Here is a 19,425-nt window from a genome sequence, read left to right as displayed (position 1 = left end):
GGGGGTGAGGAAAGATGAAGGTTACAACCGACGACGTTGAAAAGGCTATGTCTATTGACAAACAAATGCAAAAGGAGAAATGGTTGGGGTTTTTACTGCTATCAGTATTGTATCTAAGAGACTAGCAAATCGACCGACTCAGTTAGATGAGCAAATGAAAAGAAAGGAGAACAGAAAATGAGTAAAACAAAACTTTTACTTGATATTGTGAATGACTTACAAAATGTTGCGGGGAGTATTGAAACTTATGCTCTTTCATTTGAAAGTCAAGACGAATTGACAGCAACTATTGAAAAAAAGCAATCAAATAAGGAACAGGAGCCAGAGCGAGCTAAGCCTCCAAAAGCTAAACTACCAGTTTTTGAAGATGTCAGATCAAAACTTGCATCACTAGCCCAAGATGGAAAACAGGTTCAAGTCAAAGAGCTAATTACTAGCTTTGGAGCAAAAAAACTAAGCGATATACCAGCTGAAAAATATCCTGAACTGTTAGAAAAAGCGGACAAGCTTTGATAAAGAATCAGTCAGTCAAACGGGAAAGGAGGTTTCTTTTATCTATGAATCATTCAGACAGAGATCATGCAGTTGCAAGTGCCTCTAAGTCAAACCTGTGGTTAAATTGTTCACCAAGTATTCGGCTAGGAGAACAATTCGAAGGGGAAACGAGTGTATTTGCCAGAGAAGGCACTTTCATGCATGAACTATCAGAGATTCATTTGTCCTATTTCTTAAAACAAATGACAAAAGACCAATTGAACAAAAAGTTAAAGCAAATGAAAGAAAATGAATTCTACAACGTAGAAATTGAACAAGCTGTCCAAAGCTATGTGGATATTGTCATCGAAAAAATAAATGAAGCGAGGGCAAGAAGTAAAGATCCACTTATCCTCATTGAGGAAAGGTTGGATTTCAGTCCTTGGGTTCCAGAAGGGTTTGGAACTGGAGATGTAGTGATTATATCTGACGGCATTCTAGAAGTGGTTGACCTTAAAGGTGGAAAAGGCGTCAAAGTATCTGCTGAAAATCCACAAATGCGGTTGTATGCATTAGGAGCCATTCATGGGTTTGGGATGCTTTACAACTTTGAAACAATACGTATGACAATTGTACAACCAAGATTAGATAACATTTCCACTGATGAAATAAAGAAAGATGACTTGTTGGAATGGGCGCAAAGTGAAGTCAAGCCAAAGGCGGAACTAGCATTTGCTGGACTTGGGAGTTTTGTAACTGGTCCCCACTGCAGGTGGTGCAAGGCAAGAGCAATTTGCAGAGCGAGGGCAGATGAAAACATGAAACTTGCTTGTTTAGATTTTCAGAGCCCTCCGCTTCTGACTGATGATGAAGTGGTTGAAGTACTTCATTCGCTTGATGAATTAATTAGCTGGGGAAAAAGTGTTCAGGATTATGCCTTATCAATGGCAATGAATGAAAACAAGCAGTGGCCAGGCATGAAACTTGTGCAAGGTAGAGGGAGCCGAAAGTATACAGACGAAGAAGCTGTTGCAACGGCCTTAACTGCTGCTGGGTACGATATTGATGTTATATACAAAAAGTCATTACAAACGATAACCACGCTTGAAAAAGAGCTAGGAAAGAGAACATTTAATGATTTACTAGGCTCGTTTATTACAAAGGCACCGGGCAAGCCTAAGTTGGCACCTGAAGATGATAAACGACCTGAAATAAAAGAGTCTCCGGAAGTAGACTTTCAATAATAGGGAGGAAGAAACGATGAAAATTACGATTGGAACAAATGAAGAACCAGTACGATTAAGTTATGTGAATACGCATCAACCAGTAAGTGTGAATGGAAGCGATCCGAAGTATTCAGTGAGTATTATCATTCCGAAATCGGACAAGAGGACTGTGAAGAAGATCCAAGATGCTATTCAGAAAACTATTCAAGATAACAAAGATAAATTTGGTGGTAAAGTACCAAAAAATTTAAGAACACCTCTACGTGATGGAGATGTAGATAGAGAAGGTGATGCAGCTTATGCCAATTCATATTTCATTAATGCGAATAGTAAGCTGAAGCCGGGTATTGTTGATAAGGATTTAAACCCTATCTTAGATCCGTCGGAGCTTTACTCTGGGTGTTATGGAAGAGTCAGTTTGAACTGCTATGTTTATCAAGTTAATGGAAACAAAGGGGCAACTTTTGGCTTGAATCACGTTATGAAAACTGCAGATGGTGAACCGCTAGGTGGACGAAGCAGTGCTGAAGCGGACTTTGCAGATGATAGTGATGACGATGACATCTTAGGTTAATGCTAATGGAGACCTTGTCCATTGATATAGAAACGTATAGTAGTGTGAGCCTCGTGAAACACGGGGTTTACCACTACTGTGAGTCTGAAGATTTTGAAATATTACTTCTTGCATATGCAGTTGATGATGAAGAAGTACAAATCATTGACCTTGCTTCTGGTGAAAAGGTACCTAATGACATTTTAGCAGCAATAACGGATCCAATGGTTACTAAGACTGCCTACAATGCCAATTTCGAACGTACTTGTTTGTCAAAATACTTTAATGCAGCTATGCCACCTGAGCAGTGGCGTTGTTCTTCCGTTCATGCTTTAATGCTAGGTCTCCCCGGACACCTTGATGGGGTGGCAAAGTGTCTCAAGCTAAATGAACAGAAAATGAAAGAAGGAAAAGCCTTGATTCGTTATTTTTCAATCCCGTGCAAAGCTACCAAAGTAAATGGTGGAAGAACTCGTAACCTACCAGAACATGATGTTGAGAAATGGACTAGTTTCAAAGAGTACTGCAAACAAGACGTCGAAGTGGAAAGGCAAATACGAAAGAAACTAGAAGCATTTCCAATTCCACCGGCAGAACAAAAGCTCTGGGAACTGGACCAAAACATCAATGATCAGGGCGTTCAAGTGGATGTAGAACTAGTTATACATGCCATTCAAGCAGATATAACATTACAGGAAAATTTGTTTAATGAAGCTGTGGGTTTAACTGGGCTAGATAATCCCAATAGTCCAGCACAATTAAAAAGCTGGTTATTAAAGCAGGGTGTGGAAGTGGGGAGCCTTGCTAAGAAAAACGTCGAGGCATTAATGGGCGAGGTAGAACATTCAGACGTGAGAAGGTTGCTTGAACTAAGGCAAGCCATGTCCAAAACATCGGTGAAGAAGTATGAGGTAATGGAGCGTTCAATGTGCCCTGACCAAAGAATAAGGGGACTGTTACAGTTTTACGGTGCGAATAGGACAGGGCGATGGGCAGGTAGGCTTGTACAAATTCATAACCTACCAAGAAACAGCATGACTGATTTGGACATAGCTAGAGACCTTTTAAAGTCAGGAAACTATGAAGTTTTGGAAATTCTTTTTGATAGTGTGTCTGACGTATTATCGCAGTTAATTCGAACAGCATTTATCCCGTCAAAGGGACATCGCTTTATAGTAGCGGACTTCTCAGCTATTGAAGCTAGAGTGATTGCATGGCTAGCTGGGGAACGGTGGCGGATGGAAGTGTTCCAGTCACATGGGAAGATTTACGAAGCTTCTGCAGCTCAAATGTTTAGAGTGCCAATTGAAACGATAGATAAAGGTAGTCCTTTGAGACAGAAAGGGAAAATTGCTGAATTGGCTCTTGGGTACGGTGGCTCAAAAGGAGCACTAACTCAAATGGGTGCTTTAGAGATGGGCCTCACTGAAGTTGAACTTCCAGAGTTAGTTTCTGCATGGCGTGAGGCCAACCCTAAGATAGTAAAGCTTTGGTGGAATGTCGAAGCTGCAGCAATTAAAGCAGTGAAAGAAAAAGCGGTTGTAAAGATGCAGTACGGTCTCACCTTCCATTATAGAAAAGGAATTTTATTTATTACTTTACCGTCAGGACGTTCACTAGCCTATGTAAGACCAAGAATGGGTGTTGATGAACGTTTTGGTAAAGAGCAATTGACTTATGAAGGTACGGAACAAGGCTCCAAACAGTGGGGCAGGATTCCTACTTACGGCGGGAAATTGACGGAGAACATCATTCAGGCCATTGCTAGAGATTGTCTTGCTGAAGCGATGGTGAAGTTAAATGATGCTGGTTACCGGATAAACTTTCATGTTCATGATGAGGTCATTTTGGATGTACCAGTTGGAACAGGGTCAAAGGAAGAGGTAGAAAAGGTAATGGGTCAACCGATTAAATGGGCTCCGGGTTTACCGTTAGGAGCGGATAGTTTTGAAACGGATTATTACATGAAAGATTAAATCGAACAGGAGGAAATAAAAGATGAATAGTTTACAAGTGTTTCATTCTTCGGAATTTGGTCAGTTAGAAATTATGGTGATTGACGGAAAAGAATATTTTCCAGCAACAGAGGTAGCGAAAATTTTAGGTTATAAAAACCCGAACAAGGCAATTAAAGACCACTGTAAGACCCCCGGGGTAACGATTCGTTCAGTAGGGGTAGTGACGGGGAAAAAGGCAGATGGTACTGATGCGGTGCAGCAAGTTGAGAAAAAGTTCATTAATGAAGGCAACCTTTATCGCCTGATTGCTAAATCGAATCTAGATATGGCTGAGCGATTTGAGCGTTGGGTGTTTGACGAAGTGCTACCAGATATCCGAAAGCATGGATTGTATGCATCGGAGTCGCTTTTAAATAACATTCTTAAAAATCCAGAATTGGGAATTAAAATTTTCACCGAGTATAAAGAAGCAAAAGATAAAGCTAAGAAATTGGAGCTTGAAAATGCCCAACACAAGCAAATCATTGGTGAATTAAAGCCGAAAGCATCCTATTACGACTTGGTTCTTCAGAATAAATCGGTTGTACCAATCAGCCTGATTGCGAAAGATTATGGACTGTCTGCAAGAAAGTTAAATGCTCTGCTTCATGAGTTGGGTGTTCAATATAAAATGGGCAAAACATGGCTCCTATATCAAAAGTATGCGGAGATGGGCTATACCCAATCGAAAACCCACGCCATTGATGCAGATAAAAGCGTTATGCACACATACTGGACTCAGAAAGGGCGACTGTTTCTCTATGAGTTGTTAAAACGTGAAAAGAGGCTAGTACCTTTAATTGAACGAACCAATAAGACTGCATAACAGGGAAGTGTCGAGTATGGCTGACAAAGACAAGATGAAATTTGTAATTGATCTAAAACGCTACAAAGATGTACTTCCTAAACATGCAATGAAAACGCTAAGAGGTCAGGCTCTTTCCGGTAATTTGGAAGGAGCCAAGAAAGGCCTAGGTACTGTGTTACGTAGGAGGAATGGTAGGTGTGAAAGAGCTCGGTGAAAGAAGAACACATAGTTTGAATTATGATGCAAACCTTACGATTGCAATCGGCAGAAACAGAAAAGAAATAAACTGGAAAAATCGTGAAATGCTTTGGTCTGAAGTTGTTCAGAAATTAAGCAATACTGTTAGAACCCATGAAACATATGAAGAGTACAAAAAGCTCTCTAAATCAAAGCAAGATGAGATTAAAGATGTCGGTGGGTTTGTTGGTGGAACGCTAAAGGGTGGCAGAAGAAAGCATGATAGTGTTGTTTGGCGTCAGCTCGTCACCCTTGATGCTGACTTCGTGAAAGGGGATTTATGGGCATCTGTGGAGACAATGTTTGGCCACGGATGTGCCATCTACTCCACACATAAACATCATTCCAAAAGTCCGAGGTTACGTTTAGTTATTCCTCTATCAAGACCTGTTACTGCTGATGAATATGTGCCTATTGCTAGAAGAATTGCAGCTGACCTAGGCATTGATTTTTTCGATGATACAACTTATCAAGTCCATCGTTTAATGTACTGGCCCTCAACACCATCAGATGGTGAGTTTGTTTTTAAAGTGTTGGACGAGCCTTGGATTGACCCAGATGCTGTGTTGGCGAGGTATCCGAACTGGCAAGATTCATCCTATTGGCCGGAAAGCTCAAGAACTGTTCAAGATCGAAAGAAGCTGGCAGATAAGCAAGGAGATCCAAGAGCAAAAGACGGAGTCATCGGTGCTTTTTGTCGGACATACTCTGTTACGGATGTGATAGAGAAATACTTAGCTGATGTCTATAGCACTTGTGATGACCCCAATCGTTACACGTATTCAGCTGGTTCGACTGCTGGTGGGTTAGTGGTTTATGAAAATGGTGACTTTGCTTATTCACATCATTCAACAGATCCAATTGGTGGAAAGCTTTGTAATGCTTTTGACTTGGTTCGTATTCATCTATTTGGTGACCTTGATGAAACGGCCAAAGAAGGAACGCCTATCAATCGATTGCCATCTTATAAAGCGATGGTTGAAGAAGCGTTGAAAGACAAGCAGGTAAAATTGACACTGGGGAAAGAACAGTTAAACCTTGCAGCTGCAGATTTTGAAGAAGAAGAGATGGATTGGTTAACAGATTTAACAAGAGACCAAAAAGGCAACATCGTCTCGAGTGCACCGAATGTCATCCTTATTCTTGAAAATGACCCTGCATTGAAAGTTCGACTTGCTTTAAATGACTTTATGCATCGAGTGGTTATCAAAGATGACTTGCCTTGGCGGAGTATAGATAGAGGAGAATACTGGTCGGACACCGATGATGCCAGTTTAAGAAATTATCTTTACTCTGTCTATGGCATTAAGGGAGCCGGAATTATTGGAGATGCATGGAGTGAAGTCGCAGTGAAATATGCGTTTCACCCGATCAAAGAATATTTAAATGGTCTTGAATGGGACGGAAAAGAGCGAATAGAAACAATTATGATTGATTACCTTGGGGCTGAAGATAACGAATGTGTACGAGCATTTACTCGAATTATCTTAGTGGCAGCTGTTACAAGAATTTATCGTCCAGGTGCAAAGTTTGATTACTGTGTTGTCCTTGTTGGTCCTCAAGGCGTGGGGAAAAGTTACATTATAAAGCTCCTAGGCAAAGAATGGCACTCGGACTCCTTAATTACCGTCAAGGGCAAAGAAGCCTATGAGCAGCTTCAAGGGGCTTGGATTTTGGAGATGGCAGAATTAACAGCAACGAAGAAAGTAGATGTGGAAGCGGTGAAGCATTTTATTTCGAAGTCTGAGGACACCTTTCGGGTTGCTTATGGTAGACATAATGAAACATTCAAGCGGCAGTGCGTGTTTTTTGGAACGACAAATGATTACGACTTCTTAAATGACCCAACAGGAAATCGACGTTTCTTACCAATCGTAGTAAACGGTGGTGGCAGTAAAAACATGTGGGACGATTTAACGGAAGATGAAGTGGATCAAATATGGGCAGAAGCAAAGGTCCTGTATGAAAAGGGAGAGACCTTGGCTTTAAGCAAAGAAATCGAAGAGAAAGCAGGAGAACTTCAAGCAGCCCATACGCAGGAAAATCCAATTACGGAGAGCATTAGAAGTTACCTTGAAACACCGGTGCCGATCAACTGGTATGAGCTAGATATTGGTACGAGACGAACATATTTGCATATGGACCAACCAAATGACGAAACCGAGAAGACTATAAAGCTCAACAAAGTGTGTGCTCAAATGGTGTGGGAGGAACTCTTTCAAAAAGATGTATCGATGATGACAAGATATGATGCTAAAGAAATTAATATGATCATCCAGAACACCCCCGGCTGGAAGAGAGTGAGTTCGGTGAGGTTCGATAAAACGTATGGCATGCAAAAAGGTTTTAGACGTGAACATGTATACTTGTAAACTTTAAAAGTGGTTGAAAGTATACACCCAAACCCTTGTGACTGTTAGTCCTTATACTATATATACTTTGTATACCTTCTTCTATATAAAAAAGAAAATAGGAGTAATAGAGAGTAATATATACACCCTATACCCTCTAATACACATATAAGTATAAGTCCACTCAAAAAAAGTATACAGAGCATACAAATGGCTAGGAACCGCATGAACACTGGGATTGGAGTGTATACCTTTATTTTTAGGGGTGACTGATCATGAATGAAGCTAGGATCGAACAAAGGCTAAATAAGAAAGTAAAGGAACATGGTGGGCTGGCAATAAAGTTTGTTTCTCCTGGGTTCGCTGGTGTGCCTGACAGGTTGGTACTTTTTAATGGTTCAAAGATTGCCTTTGCTGAATTAAAGGCACCAGCAAAAAAGCTACGATTGTTGCAACAGAAACGGAAAAAACAATTGGAGGAACTAGGATTTAAAGTTTATAAGATTGATAGTTATGAAGCTGTCGATCGAATGCTAGAGGAGATGGTCACTTGATTTACAAACCACACCACTATCAAGCATATGCAACACAGTGGATTATTGAAAAACACAAATCAGCACTTTTCCTCGAGATGGGAATGGGGAAGTCGGTGGCAACGCTGACTGCAATCTTAGAATTAATGTACGATTACTTTGATGTTGCAAAAGTATTAGTAATTGCCCCATTGCGAGTAGCGAGTACTACTTGGGAAGAAGAAGTTGAAAAATGGGACCATCTGAAGCACCTGCGAATTACAAAAGTGCTCGGTAGTGAAAAGCAAAGAGTGGCAGCTCTACACAAAAAAGCTGATATTTTTATCATCAATCGTGAGAATGTCACTTGGCTCGTAGATTGGTGCCAGTCAGATTGGCCTTTTGACATGGTGGTCATTGATGAGCTATCAAGCTTTAAATCATCGAAGGCTCAGCGGTTTAAATCATTAAAAAAAGTGAGGCCCTTTATTAAGAGGTTAGTCGGACTAACAGGAACTCCAGCACCAAACGGCCTGATTGATTTATGGCCACAGATTTATTTACTGGACGGTGGAGAACGATTAGGTAAAACAGTCACTGGTTACCGTGAGAAATACTTTCTTCCGGATAAAAGAAATCAAATGATTGTCTACACTTGGAAGCTAAAAGAAGGTGCAGAAGACAGTATTCATGAAAAACTCTCAGACATTTGTGTAAGTATGAAGGCCAAAGATTATCTCGAGTTACCTGAACGAATGGACAATGTGATACCTATTGAACTGCCGAAAAAGGCAAAAGAGCAATATGACCAATTAGAAAAAGAATTGATCTTATCGATTGAAGAAGCCGATGTCTTGGCAGGTTCAGCAGCAGTGCTTGCTAACAAGCTATTACAAGTTGCCAACGGCGCTGTTTACGATGAGGACGGAGAAGTAAAGCATATTCACGAAGAAAAACTAAAAGCATTAGATGAACTGATTGAAGCAGTAAATGGAAAACCGGTACTTGTGTTTTATGGTTATCAGCATGATAAGGACAGGCTCCTACATCACTTGAAAAAGCTTAATCCAAAGCTCCTCCAATCAGATCAGGATATTAAGGCGTGGAATAAAGGTGAGGTTCAAGTTCTTTTAGCACACCCAGCTTCTGCTGGACATGGCCTTAATCTTCAAACAGGTGGAAGTACCATTGTCTGGTTTGGTCTTACTTGGAGTCTTGAACTTTACCAGCAAGCAAATGCTAGACTTTGGCGACAAGGACAGAAGCAAACAGTGGTGATCCATCACATTGTTGCTAAAGATACGATTGACGAACGAGTGATGAAAGCATTAGAGGATAAAGACACGAGCCAAGCTGCGCTCATTGAAGCAGTAAAGGCCAGAATGAATAAATACAAGGAGGTTACTCCTCATGGATAATATGATTGAAGTGAAGGAACAGGATTGTTTCGCATACAAGAATGGCAAGTGCAAGGTTCTAAGGGTGAAACAGTGTGAAGGAGTTGGTTGCAGCTTCTTTAAAACGAAACCCCAATTGCAACTGGACAGGCTAAAAGCTTTTGAACATATACAATCTCTGGATGCTAATATTCGGAATGAAATTATTGATGTGTACAATTTAGAGAGTGAAAAACAGTTGAATGAAGTAGGAGGGCTTTGATTATGATTAATTTGGCTACAAGACAGGAGGAAATGACCGTGAACGCAAAAGAATACTTATCTCAGGCTTTTAGCCTTGACCAGTTAATTAATTGTAAATTAGAGCAAGTGGCTGTGTTAAGAAACCATGCTCTAAAAGTAACATCGGTTATTCAATCTGACCCAGTTCAAGGATCTAAGCAGCGCTCTCCAATGGAAAATACTCTTGTTAAGTTAATGAATCTGGAACAAGAAATCGATGCTGATATCGATAGGTTGGTAGCTTTAAAGCAGGAATTAAAAGAATTTGTTGCTGAAATTGAGAACCCTTCCCACAAATTAGTTCTTGAACTACGTTATCTTGGAGGTAGTACGTGGGAAGAGGTTGCCGCACTTATGGGATATGATTTACGTTGGATTTATCGGTTGCATAGTAAAGCTTTGAAAGAGGCTAATCAACTATTAGAAAGAAAATGAGTATAACTCGTGTAAGGAATTGTGAATAAACGTAAGGCATTTGTATGAAGAATGCCCTACGTTTTTTCTGGTTTCGGGCTAAAAAAGGATAAAAATTCTAGGGGATAAGAAGCTATCAAACTTTTATAAGTTTTCTTCGTTTAGTAATCGGTTGTTTAATTACAATCTTATAGCATTTTTCTAGGAGTTCATATTCAGTTTCAGTTATTAAATGAGAATGGGCGATTTTGTTTCTTATTGGGGTTAGTTGCCGAAGCAAAGTTAACTGTTCTGGTTTAAAATGGGTCAGAATGTGAGGGTATTTTCCAAAGAAGGCGACAAGTTCGTGGAAATATGAAGTTTGTTCGTCTCGTCTTTCATATAGGATGGAAACCCACCTGTACCCATACTTTTTTTCCATGTTTGTTTTTACAATTAAACGTAGATGATTTTCCATTTCATACAGCATTGAATAAGCTTCTTTCATTATTGGGGTATTCATAACGAAGTGCTCCTTTCGAGGTTAAATTAGAGGATGTGATATACTTCTACATCAATTAACAAATTCCTTTAATTAAAATAAAAATTAAAAGAAAAAAATAAATGACTTAAAAGAAGCCATGAAAAGCCATTAAAAGCCATGTAGTAGGTGTGATAAAGTGTAAGGTGTAGAAATAGCATAAACAGCAGCCCTTGAAGGAGAATCTTCTGGGGCTTTCTTAATTTATAAAGTGAATTACGGAGTTGAGATAAATGCCAATGAAACCAAAGAAACCATGCAAGCATCCGGGTTGCCCGTTGTTAACGGACCATTCGTACTGTGAGTTTCATGCGAAGCTTTATGCAGACGAACGAGCTGGTGCAAGAGAGCGTGGTTATGACAGTAGATGGAGGAAAGCACGAAAACAATTCTTAAACGCCTATCCCATTTGTAAACATTGTGAAAAGAAAGGGAAGATAGCACCAGCAACGGTCGTAGACCATATTACTCCTCACCGTGGAGATCAGCGTTTGTTCTGGGATGAAAGCAACTGGCAGCCTTTGTGTAAGAAGTGTCATGATCGTAAGACGAGAACAGAAGATCAACACCCGGTGTACACCTTTTGATGGCCCCCTAGGGGAGGTCAAATCTCTACAATCCCTTGGCTGGGGACCGCGCGCCCCCTTCGCGTGAATTTTCGCGTAATTAAATAAGGGGGGTATCCATAGCGGATATCGAATAGTGAAAATCATTAGTTAGAATAAGGGTTTTAGCTATTTTCTAATTTGCGAAATAGTACAATTGGAAAAGTTATAAAAATACTGATAAAGCCTTGATGCTATTGGTTTTGAGGAACATTTAACACTTAAATAAGAAATGGCGATGAAGCGTCCGTATTAGTTTAGTAAATGGCTAATTCAGGCGTTTTTTTATTGCTGTTTTTAATACTGTTTACGCAGAAAGGAGCATGAGAGATGACAGAAGCAGAAAAGCAGCTTATTTATGACCTTCGGTTAAAAGGGGTTGGCTATAAAGCAATCGCAGCAGTGTTGGGAAAATCACGAGACAGCATACGTGGCTTTTGTAGAAGGAATGGCCTAACCGGTGATTCGAGTGTGGTTGCTTTAAATGTGAAAGAACAGATCAATAATAATCTTCTCTGCACTTGCTGTGGTAAACCAATCAAACAAAAAGGGCGTGGCCGAGCTAGGAAGTTTTGTTCTGAAGAATGCCGCAGGAAATGGTGGAAAGAAAACCCGCAAGCGAAAAACAAAAGTGAAACAGCGATCTACCACTATACATGTCCACATTGTGGAAAAGAGTTTAGCACTTACGGGAATAAGAAACGAAAGTTCTGCAGCCATGACTGTTACATAAAATCAAGATTTTGGAGTGAAGAAGATGAACTTTAAAAAATTAAGAATAGACGACTTGGTTCCAGCTAGTTATAACCCAAGGAAGAAGCTCAAACCGGGAGACAGTGAATTTGAAAAAATAAAAAATAGTATCAGTGAATTCGGATATGTAGACCCAATTATCGTCAACAAGGATTTGACAGTTATCGGTGGGCATCAAAGAGCTTCAGTCTTAAAGACATTAGGCTATACCGAGATTGATTGTGTTGTTATCGATATTGATAAGACAAAGGAAAAAGCCTTAAATATTGCTCTTAATAAAATCAGTGGCGAATGGAACAAAGAGTTATTAGCAGATTTGATTCAGGACTTGCAATCGATGGACTACGATATTGGATTTACAGGTTTTGATCCACCTGAAATTGATCAACTATTTAACGAAGTCCATGACAAAGATATTAACGAAGATGATTTTGATGTAGAAAAGGAGCTGACTGAACCAACTATTACACATAAGGGCGATGTGTGGTTGCTTGGAAGGCACCGCTTAATTTGTGGAGATAGTACAGACCCTGATGTATACCAAGAACTCATGAATGGGCAAAAGGCGAATCTAGTGGTGACGGACCCGCCTTATAATGTAAATTACTCTTCTCAAGCAGGTAGTATCAAAAACGATAATATGAAAGACCAAGAGTTTTATAGCTTTTTGTTCAAAGCGTTTAGTAACATGGCTGCAAGCATGGAAAAGGACGCATCCATCTATGTATTCCACGCAGATACGGAAGGATACAACTTCAGAAAGGCCTTTAAAGATGCAGGATTTTACTTATCTGGTGTTTGTATTTGGGCAAAGCAAAGCCTGGTTCTTGGCCGTAGTCCTTACCAGTGGAAGCACGAACCTGTTTTATTTGGTTGGTTAAAGGATGGAAAGCACAACTGGTATGGAGATCGAAAACAAAGTACCATCTGGAATTTTGATAGACCTTCTAAAAATGCCCTTCACCCAACAATGAAGCCAGTTGGACTATGTGCTTACCCGATCCAAAACAGCAGCATGAGCAATTGTATCGTGCTCGATCCTTTTGGTGGGAGTGGTTCTACACTTATTGCCTGTGAACAAACCAATCGCATATGCTACACGATTGAACTGGATGAAAAGTATTCTGATGTGATTGTGAAAAGGTACATTGAACAGGCTGGAACGGAAAAAGATGTGTTCTTACTGAGAAATGGCGAAAAGATTGCCTTTGCTGACGTACCAAAACCAGAGTCGGTAGAAGAAGAGGAGTTACTACAGTAATAGCTATGAATCTAGTTGCTATGTTTCAACCTGTATGGCAATATGCTACTACCTTAATAGATTGGAGGTGTAGCAATGGAAGAAATAGTTAAACCAACTTGCAAACTTGTTGGTGAAGATGGAAATATCTTTTCTATCCTCGGTCGGGTCAGTCGAACCTTAAAGGAAAACGGAAAAGCCGATGAAGCGAAGGAAGTAAGTGAGCGAGTGATGTTATCTGGTTCCTATGATGAGGCCCTGCAAATTATGATGGAATACGTTGAAGTGGAGTGATTAGTACATGAGAGCGATCTTCGGTAGGAAAATAGGCGACCTGACCGAGTTGGAGGAATTGACTGAACAAGCGATAAAGAGTGGGCAACAGGGTCAAAGTTACAGTGTGATAAAAGAGGTGCTATTGGAGGGCGACGAATTTCATTCCTTAGCAAATGACTTTTTTAACGACCAGCCTTGGATCACCGAGGAAGATGGTGGAGTGAATGAAAACAGAGAGGTTCGTTGCATTCGAGTGATTAACCAAGATACCGGTGAAAAGATTCTTGTTAATAACGAGGGATATACTTATGCAAGGTATGTTGGGATTGAAAATGATTAAAGGGCAGGCCTTGAGGGGCTTGCTTTTTACGTTAAAAATAAATGCGAATATCTGGCCGGAAAGACTTGCTATTACCTGTGTTTAGAGTGATATATGTACTACACCAAAACACAGGAGGTAACTAAAATGAACCGAAAAGAAATGGTAAAGCAACTAGGCGAGTTTTTCGGAGTAAAGCCGAAGTATTTGAATGCTCCAACCTTTGCCTACGAAATTGAAATGACTAAAGAAACCTACACAATCGACAGGCAAGGAACAATCACAACTTCAGTTGGAGAAGTTAAGACTTTTGAAGAGATTACTAACCCGCTAGAGCCGGAGAGAGAGCTAGAGCAGCCAGCAGAAGAAAAGCATGAGCCCTTAGAGATTGACGGTTTAGAAATTACACTTCCGCTAGAAGGGCATTCAGGAACCACGCTACGCAATCTAGTAAACATGCTTTTTAGCAAGCAACACTTGATCGTGAAAGCCTTCAAGCTAACCGAACCGCTGATTGATGGCACTTTTGCAGAGGATTTAAGCTTCAAAGAGATAAACACCTTTGAAGAGTTTCAGAAAGCAATCGATGAACTCGGACAGGAAAGGGTCCCAGGACTAGCTTTTGATTTTGAAAAGGAGACCTTCACCATTAAGCTAAAAGCGGAAATCTTGGAAGCGGACCAGATTGCAGCTTTTCAAGACCTAGCGGCATTCATCAACAAAAGTGCCCTAAAGCAAAAGCGAGCATCGTTTAAGCAAGCACAGGATGACAATCCGAAATATGCCTTGCGTACTTGGCTCATTCGCCTTGGGATGAACGGGAGCGAGTATAAAACAACAAGAAAGGTGCTACTTGCCAACCTTGAAGGAAGCGGGGCCTTTAGAAAAGCAGGTAAGCCAAATGAATAGAGAAACCTTTCGGGCAATGATACGAGGGTTGATTGCTACCATCATTGAAAAAGAGGTAGTACTTGGTGAAGCTGATGCAAAGGAAAGTGTACTAACCATTCTGTATTTGCTTGAGGACTTGGACCTTTTCTGGAACAGCGACATGGAATTCGAAGAGAATGCCGAACACCTCCAGCAGTTCATCGATAAGACTCGAGAAAAGTACACATTGGGAGGTAACTGATGGATACATTTTTCACTCAAACACACTGTGACCGATGTGGTGGAAGCTTGAAAGGTGGACGGATTATGTCGATGTACAATACCGATTGTATTTGTCTGAAGTGTAAGGATAAGGAAAAGAAAAGGGATGACTATGACGAAGCGGTCAAAGCCGATCATGAGGAAATAAAGAAGGGGAATTACAATTATAAAGGGATTAAAGGCCAATAACTAAAAATTTAGGTTTGGGATTTTGGAGTCTATCAAAAGATAGGCTCTTTGCTTTTGTGAAAAGAAGGGAGGTGGAGCCTGTGGCACAACGAGGTAGAAAACCAAAACCAACAGCAATTAAAGCATTAGAAGGTAACCCTGGAAAGAGGGATCTTAATCAAAATGAACCAAAACCGGATAAGAAAGCCCCTAGATGTCCAGCTTGGTTAGAACCTGAAGCTAAAAAAGAGTGGCGTAGAATGGTGAAGCAATTGGAGCAGCTAGGAATATTAACAGAAGTAGATATGGCAGCCTTTGCGGGATACTGCCAAGCCTATGCAAGATGGAAAGAGGCAGAAGAATTTATCACGAAACATGGAACGATTGTAAAAACCCCTTCAGGGTACTGGCAACAAGTGCCACAGGTGTCCATCGCTCAGAGCTATCTCAAAATCATGAATCGTTTCTGTGAGCAGTTTGGGTTAACTCCTTCATCGAGAAGTAGAATTGCGGCTGACAAACCAACTGATGCCAATGATCCAATGGAGTTTATGCTCTTTCAAGGTGGGGGTGGTAAGGGTGTATGATGAGAAAAAAGCACAGCATGCCGTCAACTTTATCAACTGTTTAAAGCATACGAAAGGGCAATGGCGTGGGGTTCCTTTTGAACTTTTGCCTTGGCAGGACCAAATTGTCAGGAATATTTTCGGAACTGTGAAAGATAATGGGTATCGGCAATATAATACAGCTTATGTTGAAATTCCTAAGAAGAATGGGAAAAGTGAACTTGCAGCCGCACTTGCACTCCTTATGACCTGTGGCGATGGAGAGTGGGGCGCTGAAGTTTATGGCTGTGCTTCTGATAGACAACAGGCTTCGATAGTGTTTGATGTTGCAGTAGAAATGGTAGAACAGTCACCAGCATTGAAGAAACGATTTAAACCAGTTATGTCAATGAAGCGACTAGTCTATAAACCTACGAATAGTTTTTACCAGGTATTATCTGCAGAAGCCTACACGAAACATGGTCTGAATGTTCATGCTGTAGTGTTTGATGAATTACATGCCCAACCGAACCGTGATTTATTTGATGTAATGACAAAGGGTTCTGGTGATGCTCGTCTGCAACCCTTATTCTTTTTAATTACTACAGCTGGTACAGACCGAAACTCAATTTGTTATGAAGTACATCAAAAAGCAGTGGATCTTTTGGAAGGGAGAAAAATTGACCCTACTTTTTATCCTGCCATTTACGGAATTGATGATGACGATGACTGGACTGACGAAAAAAACTGGTACAAAGCCAATCCATCTCTTGGCCATACCATTGACATAGAAAAAGTGAGAAATGCTTATTTAAGTGCAAAGGAAAACCCTGCGGAAGAGAACATTTTTAGACAGCTGCGGCTAAATCAATGGGTGAAGCAATCGACCCGTTGGATGCAAATGGAGAAATGGGATGCTTGTGATGAACAGGTTGATTTGGACTTGCTTCGTGGTAGAGAGTGTTTTGGTGGGTTAGACCTTTCGAGTACAACAGATATTACAGCTTTTGTACTTGTTTTTCCACCAAGAACGGAGGATGAGAAGTTTATTGTTCTCCCTTACTTCTGGATCCCTGACGATAACTTGAAAGTAAGGGTTCGACGAGACCATGTTCCATATGACATCTGGGAGAAACAAGGTTATATCAAAACCACTGAAGGAAACGTAGTTCATTATGGATTTATCGAGAAGTTTATCGAAGAGCTAGGAACGAAATACAACATTAAAGAAATAGCCTTTGACCGCTGGGGTGCCGTACAAATGGTTCAGAACTTAGAAGGGATGGGCTTTTCTGTCGTTCCTTTTGGACAAGGATATAAAGATATGTCTCCAGCATCAAAGGAATTAATGAAAATAACCCTTGAGAAAAGGATTGTTCACGGTGGGAATCCAGTTTTAAGGTGGATGATGGACAACATCTTCGTCAAAACCGACCCTGCTGGTAACATAAAGCCTGATAAAGAGAAAAGTACAGAGCGAATTGATGGTGCTGTAGCAATGATTATGGCGTTGGATCGAGCGATTCGAAATGAAAATAGAGAAAGTGTTTATGATGGTAGGGGGATATTAATTCTTTGATTAACATAGTTAGTAAAATGTACTAAATGCTCTATTTGAATAGAAAGCAATTTATGTAAAAAAGAAGAATGTTGCAATTAGAGTTACGTTACTGAATATCGGTGGCGTAGAAGGGTTCGTATAAAACTGCTTATTATTGTAAAAAAATACATAGGTAATGGTATTTCTTTAAAAAGGTGGAGACCATCCTATGCTTTATGTGTATCTCGTAACTGCACTACTTCTATTAATTATTCCGTTTATACCTAAGAAAATGCAGAAAAAAGACATTTATATTATTTGGATTACAGTAGTATGCGTAGAAGTTATAGCTGATTTATTGTTATGGAATGTAATGGGGCTTTATTATTTTGCAGGAGACGAAAGGTTAAGTGTTGGAGTAGTGTTAATTAAGCTCCTAACTGCACCTATGTTTGGTGTACTATTCATTAACTTTATGCCTAAAGAGTTCTTGCGATTTATCGTTTATTGGTTGTTTTGGGTAGCTTTTTCAACATTTTTTGAGTGGACGGTTGTTTATTCTGGTTATTTAACCTATACCGGCTGGAATCTTTGGTTTTCAGCTATCTTTTATTTAATCATTATCCCAATATTAAGGTTGCATTACTATTACATTAAACATTAGGTTGATTGGACTATGGATAAATTTCCCAAATAAAGTAAATTATAACCTTAACATTATGAAAAGTTGAAGGTGTATTATGAATAACTTTAACCCAACAAATAGGGAACGTAGATTTAAAGCTCACGTTAGTGCTATTGGAACAACACAACTACATTTACGTAATCCATATATGATCGCATGGTGGTCTGCAGCATTTCCTGGCTTTGGTCACCTTCTTTTATCTAAGTATCTTAGAGGGTATGCATTATTTTTGTGGGAAATCCTTGTAAATAATATGTCCAATTTAAACATTGCTATTGTTTATTCTTTTACTGGTAATATAGGCATGGCAAAAGAAGTTCTTGAACCAAGATGGTTGCTTTTGTATATACCTGTTTATATTTTTGCAATATGGGATAGTTATCGTACTTCTGTTGATATGAACAAAGTATTCATCCTAGCCGAAAGGGAAAATGCTGATTTTAATTCATACACTATAGCTGCTTTAGAAATAAACTATTTAGATAAAAGAAGACCTCTTATGGCAGTGGTTTGGTCACTTTTAACACCAGGGTTGGGACAATTATATATTCATCGAGTTCTAACCGCGATTTTCACGATGGCTTTTATCATTGTTTTTGTTTACTTTTCGAATGTCCTTGTTGCTATCCATTACCTATTCATAGGAGAGATTGGACAAGCAACTCAAGCCATCGACCCGCAATGGTTCTTGTTTATGCCTTCTCACTTTGGTTTTGCTGTATATGATTCTTACGTTAATACCGTTGAAAATAATAAGCTATTTGAAAGTGAACAACGAAAATTTTTAAAAGAAAACTATCAAAACTATCGAGTTAAAATTCCAATTTCAGCAGATGAGGTGAAATAAATGCAAATCTTTTCTACCTTTGAACACTCGTCCTATCTTGAATTAGCCATTACATCCTTAGAGAAAGTAGGAGTGAAAAAAGAGAGTATACTTGCTGTACCACTCATTAATCGAGTTGAAGAGAGAAGATTGTTTGATACACTTCACCGGGCAGATGGTATTAGCTTGTTCGATAAGGGGGCTGCAATTGGAACTGCATTTGCTGTGATTGGAGCAAGTATCGGTTTTGTTTTAGAATGGGGTCCAATATATTGGGGGTTAATTGGGGCGGCAAGCGGATTTATTATTGGTTTTATTATTGATTACATCATTTTTAAAGTTGTGCATAAAAGGAAACGGGAAGTAAAAGGGAAAAAATCAGAAGTTGTTCTAGTCGTAGAGTGTCCTAGTGAACTTGTGGAGAAAGTAGAAGAGGTACTTTGGGAGCACTTGGCATTGGGCGTTGCTAAAGTAGAAGGATAATTTTTTTCCTTTAGTTATGGTGTAATATCATCACATAAATTTTCATAAAAGAAGCACCCTAT

Annotated in this window: 24 protein-coding genes; 23 read left to right on the top strand and 1 reads right to left on the bottom strand. The window is 39.8% G+C overall.

All coding sequences use genetic code 11. The features are described from left to right. Nucleotides 1-177 precede the first annotated feature (177 nt). The 10 genes from LQ50_RS04155 to LQ50_RS04105 all read left to right on the top strand — a co-directional run bounded on the left by LQ50_RS04155 (nucleotide 178) and on the right by LQ50_RS04105 (nucleotide 10,272). Nucleotides 178-513 (top strand): hypothetical protein, encoded by a 336-nt coding sequence (locus tag LQ50_RS04155; RefSeq protein ID WP_034626437.1) that lies wholly within the window; start codon nucleotides 178-180, stop codon nucleotides 511-513. 44 nt (nucleotides 514-557) lie between these two features. Further along, nucleotides 558-1,718 carry a DUF2800 domain-containing protein gene (locus LQ50_RS04150; RefSeq protein WP_034626434.1) on the top strand — a complete coding sequence of 387 codons (1,161 nt, stop codon included), beginning with the start codon at nucleotides 558-560 and terminating at the stop codon, nucleotides 1,716-1,718. Between the two features lie 16 nt (nucleotides 1,719-1,734). Beyond that, entirely contained in the window at nucleotides 1,735-2,274 is a 540-nt protein-coding gene (locus LQ50_RS04145) for a DUF2815 family protein (RefSeq protein ID WP_034626431.1), read from the top strand. Between the two features lie 5 nt (nucleotides 2,275-2,279). Further along, complete coding sequence (locus LQ50_RS04140) at nucleotides 2,280-4,229, top strand: DNA polymerase (RefSeq protein ID WP_034626428.1); 1,950 nt, start codon at nucleotides 2,280-2,282, stop codon at nucleotides 4,227-4,229. 22 nt (nucleotides 4,230-4,251) lie between these two features. Beyond that, nucleotides 4,252-5,076: a phage antirepressor gene (locus tag LQ50_RS04135; RefSeq protein ID WP_034626425.1), complete on the top strand. Its 825-nt coding sequence runs from the start codon at nucleotides 4,252-4,254 to the stop codon at nucleotides 5,074-5,076. A 179-nt stretch (nucleotides 5,077-5,255) separates the two neighbouring features. After that, entirely contained in the window at nucleotides 5,256-7,667 is a 2,412-nt protein-coding gene (locus LQ50_RS04125) for a virulence-associated E family protein (RefSeq protein ID WP_237563639.1), read from the top strand. Nucleotides 7,668-7,921: 254 nt separating this feature from the next. Further along, entirely contained in the window at nucleotides 7,922-8,200 is a 279-nt protein-coding gene (locus LQ50_RS04120; protein ID WP_034626422.1) for a VRR-NUC domain-containing protein, read from the top strand. Beyond that, complete coding sequence (locus LQ50_RS04115) at nucleotides 8,197-9,576, top strand: SNF2-related protein (protein WP_034626420.1); 1,380 nt, start codon at nucleotides 8,197-8,199, stop codon at nucleotides 9,574-9,576. The genes LQ50_RS04120 and LQ50_RS04115 overlap by 4 nt, the downstream gene beginning before the upstream one ends. Then, on the top strand, nucleotides 9,569-9,817 hold the full coding sequence (locus LQ50_RS25705; RefSeq protein ID WP_034626419.1) for a hypothetical protein: 249 nt from the start codon (nucleotides 9,569-9,571) through the stop codon (nucleotides 9,815-9,817). Before LQ50_RS04115 ends, LQ50_RS25705 begins: the two co-directional genes overlap by 8 nt. Before the next feature lie 2 nt (nucleotides 9,818-9,819). Beyond that, on the top strand, nucleotides 9,820-10,272 hold the full coding sequence (locus LQ50_RS04105) for a DUF1492 domain-containing protein (protein ID WP_052144574.1): 453 nt from the start codon (nucleotides 9,820-9,822) through the stop codon (nucleotides 10,270-10,272). A gap of 115 nt (nucleotides 10,273-10,387) precedes the next feature. On the opposite strand, the gene LQ50_RS04100 is transcribed toward LQ50_RS04105, so the two are convergent. Then, the gene (locus LQ50_RS04100) at nucleotides 10,388-10,753 is read right to left on the bottom strand and encodes a hypothetical protein (protein WP_034626417.1); all 366 of its coding nucleotides are present in this window, start codon (nucleotides 10,751-10,753) and stop codon (nucleotides 10,388-10,390) included. 251 nt (nucleotides 10,754-11,004) lie between these two features. On the opposite strand from LQ50_RS04100, the gene LQ50_RS04095 reads away from it, so the two are divergent. The 13 genes from LQ50_RS04095 (at nucleotide 11,005) to LQ50_RS04035 (ending at nucleotide 19,363) form a co-directional block, all read left to right on the top strand. Then, nucleotides 11,005-11,358: an HNH endonuclease gene (locus LQ50_RS04095; protein WP_034626416.1), complete on the top strand. Its 354-nt coding sequence runs from the start codon at nucleotides 11,005-11,007 to the stop codon at nucleotides 11,356-11,358. A 348-nt stretch (nucleotides 11,359-11,706) separates the two neighbouring features. Next, a complete protein-coding gene (locus LQ50_RS04090) occupies nucleotides 11,707-12,144 on the top strand; it encodes a helix-turn-helix domain-containing protein (protein WP_034626415.1) in 438 nt (145 codons plus the stop codon). Next, nucleotides 12,134-13,390, top strand: a complete 1,257-nt coding sequence (locus tag LQ50_RS04085) for a site-specific DNA-methyltransferase (RefSeq protein ID WP_034626413.1) — start codon at nucleotides 12,134-12,136, stop codon at nucleotides 13,388-13,390. The genes LQ50_RS04090 and LQ50_RS04085 overlap by 11 nt, the downstream gene beginning before the upstream one ends. 75 nt (nucleotides 13,391-13,465) lie before the next feature. Further along, a complete protein-coding gene (locus tag LQ50_RS04080; RefSeq protein ID WP_034626412.1) occupies nucleotides 13,466-13,663 on the top strand; it encodes a hypothetical protein in 198 nt (65 codons plus the stop codon). Between the two features lie 7 nt (nucleotides 13,664-13,670). Beyond that, entirely contained in the window at nucleotides 13,671-13,985 is a 315-nt protein-coding gene (locus LQ50_RS04075; protein ID WP_034626410.1) for a hypothetical protein, read from the top strand. Nucleotides 13,986-14,111: 126 nt separating this feature from the next. Then, nucleotides 14,112-14,873, top strand: a complete 762-nt coding sequence (locus tag LQ50_RS04070; protein ID WP_034626409.1) for a hypothetical protein — start codon at nucleotides 14,112-14,114, stop codon at nucleotides 14,871-14,873. Next, nucleotides 14,866-15,096: a hypothetical protein gene (locus LQ50_RS04065; RefSeq protein ID WP_034626407.1), complete on the top strand. Its 231-nt coding sequence runs from the start codon at nucleotides 14,866-14,868 to the stop codon at nucleotides 15,094-15,096. The genes LQ50_RS04070 and LQ50_RS04065 overlap by 8 nt, the downstream gene beginning before the upstream one ends. Beyond that, a complete protein-coding gene (locus tag LQ50_RS04060; RefSeq protein WP_034626406.1) occupies nucleotides 15,096-15,305 on the top strand; it encodes a hypothetical protein in 210 nt (69 codons plus the stop codon). The genes LQ50_RS04065 and LQ50_RS04060 overlap by 1 nt, the downstream gene beginning before the upstream one ends. 80 nt (nucleotides 15,306-15,385) lie before the next feature. Continuing rightward, nucleotides 15,386-15,871, top strand: a complete 486-nt coding sequence (locus LQ50_RS04055) for a phage terminase small subunit P27 family (protein WP_034626403.1) — start codon at nucleotides 15,386-15,388, stop codon at nucleotides 15,869-15,871. Then, the gene (locus LQ50_RS04050; protein ID WP_034626401.1) at nucleotides 15,864-17,408 is read left to right on the top strand and encodes a terminase large subunit; all 1,545 of its coding nucleotides are present in this window, start codon (nucleotides 15,864-15,866) and stop codon (nucleotides 17,406-17,408) included. Before LQ50_RS04055 ends, LQ50_RS04050 begins: the two co-directional genes overlap by 8 nt. Before the next feature lie 190 nt (nucleotides 17,409-17,598). Next, nucleotides 17,599-18,033 carry a hypothetical protein gene (locus LQ50_RS04045; protein ID WP_034626399.1) on the top strand — a complete coding sequence of 145 codons (435 nt, stop codon included), beginning with the start codon at nucleotides 17,599-17,601 and terminating at the stop codon, nucleotides 18,031-18,033. Nucleotides 18,034-18,109: 76 nt separating this feature from the next. Next, complete coding sequence (locus LQ50_RS04040) at nucleotides 18,110-18,901, top strand: membrane protein (RefSeq protein ID WP_034626397.1); 792 nt, start codon at nucleotides 18,110-18,112, stop codon at nucleotides 18,899-18,901. Continuing rightward, nucleotides 18,902-19,363, top strand: coding sequence for a hypothetical protein (locus LQ50_RS04035; RefSeq protein WP_034626394.1), 462 nt, complete (start codon nucleotides 18,902-18,904; stop codon nucleotides 19,361-19,363). Nucleotides 19,364-19,425: the final 62 nt, after the last annotated feature.

The organism is Halalkalibacter okhensis, from assembly GCF_000787375.1.
Taxonomy (GTDB): domain Bacteria; phylum Bacillota; class Bacilli; order Bacillales; family Bacillaceae_D; genus Halalkalibacter; species Halalkalibacter okhensis.
Note: the sequence above shows the minus strand (reverse complement) of the source record. Positions and strands in the feature narration are given on the sequence as shown.

Bases quoted from the DNA above. Each gene is read 5' to 3' on its own strand.
- LQ50_RS04120 (WP_034626422.1), top strand. From the start codon at position 7,922: ATGAATGAAGCTAGGATCGAACAAAGGCTAAATAAGAAAGTAAAGGAA.
- LQ50_RS04070 (WP_034626409.1), top strand. From the start codon at position 14,112: ATGAACCGAAAAGAAATGGTAAAGCAACTAGGCGAGTTTTTCGGAGTA.
- LQ50_RS04085 (WP_034626413.1), top strand. From the start codon at position 12,134: ATGAACTTTAAAAAATTAAGAATAGACGACTTGGTTCCAGCTAGTTAT.
- LQ50_RS04105 (WP_052144574.1), top strand. From the start codon at position 9,820: ATGATTAATTTGGCTACAAGACAGGAGGAAATGACCGTGAACGCAAAA.
- LQ50_RS04040 (WP_034626397.1), top strand. From the start codon at position 18,110: ATGAATAACTTTAACCCAACAAATAGGGAACGTAGATTTAAAGCTCAC.
- LQ50_RS04100 (WP_034626417.1), bottom strand. From the start codon at position 10,753: ATGAATACCCCAATAATGAAAGAAGCTTATTCAATGCTGTATGAAATG.
- LQ50_RS04035 (WP_034626394.1), top strand. From the start codon at position 18,902: ATGCAAATCTTTTCTACCTTTGAACACTCGTCCTATCTTGAATTAGCC.
- LQ50_RS04150 (WP_034626434.1), top strand. From the start codon at position 558: ATGAATCATTCAGACAGAGATCATGCAGTTGCAAGTGCCTCTAAGTCA.
- LQ50_RS04075 (WP_034626410.1), top strand. From the start codon at position 13,671: ATGAGAGCGATCTTCGGTAGGAAAATAGGCGACCTGACCGAGTTGGAG.
- LQ50_RS04090 (WP_034626415.1), top strand. From the start codon at position 11,707: ATGACAGAAGCAGAAAAGCAGCTTATTTATGACCTTCGGTTAAAAGGG.
- LQ50_RS04080 (WP_034626412.1), top strand. From the start codon at position 13,466: ATGGAAGAAATAGTTAAACCAACTTGCAAACTTGTTGGTGAAGATGGA.
- LQ50_RS04135 (WP_034626425.1), top strand. From the start codon at position 4,252: ATGAATAGTTTACAAGTGTTTCATTCTTCGGAATTTGGTCAGTTAGAA.
- LQ50_RS25705 (WP_034626419.1), top strand. From the start codon at position 9,569: ATGGATAATATGATTGAAGTGAAGGAACAGGATTGTTTCGCATACAAG.
- LQ50_RS04155 (WP_034626437.1), top strand. From the start codon at position 178: ATGAGTAAAACAAAACTTTTACTTGATATTGTGAATGACTTACAAAAT.
- LQ50_RS04140 (WP_034626428.1), top strand. From the start codon at position 2,280: ATGGAGACCTTGTCCATTGATATAGAAACGTATAGTAGTGTGAGCCTC.
- LQ50_RS04095 (WP_034626416.1), top strand. From the start codon at position 11,005: ATGCCAATGAAACCAAAGAAACCATGCAAGCATCCGGGTTGCCCGTTG.
- LQ50_RS04045 (WP_034626399.1), top strand. From the start codon at position 17,599: ATGCTTTATGTGTATCTCGTAACTGCACTACTTCTATTAATTATTCCG.
- LQ50_RS04065 (WP_034626407.1), top strand. From the start codon at position 14,866: ATGAATAGAGAAACCTTTCGGGCAATGATACGAGGGTTGATTGCTACC.
- LQ50_RS04145 (WP_034626431.1), top strand. From the start codon at position 1,735: ATGAAAATTACGATTGGAACAAATGAAGAACCAGTACGATTAAGTTAT.
- LQ50_RS04060 (WP_034626406.1), top strand. From the start codon at position 15,096: ATGGATACATTTTTCACTCAAACACACTGTGACCGATGTGGTGGAAGC.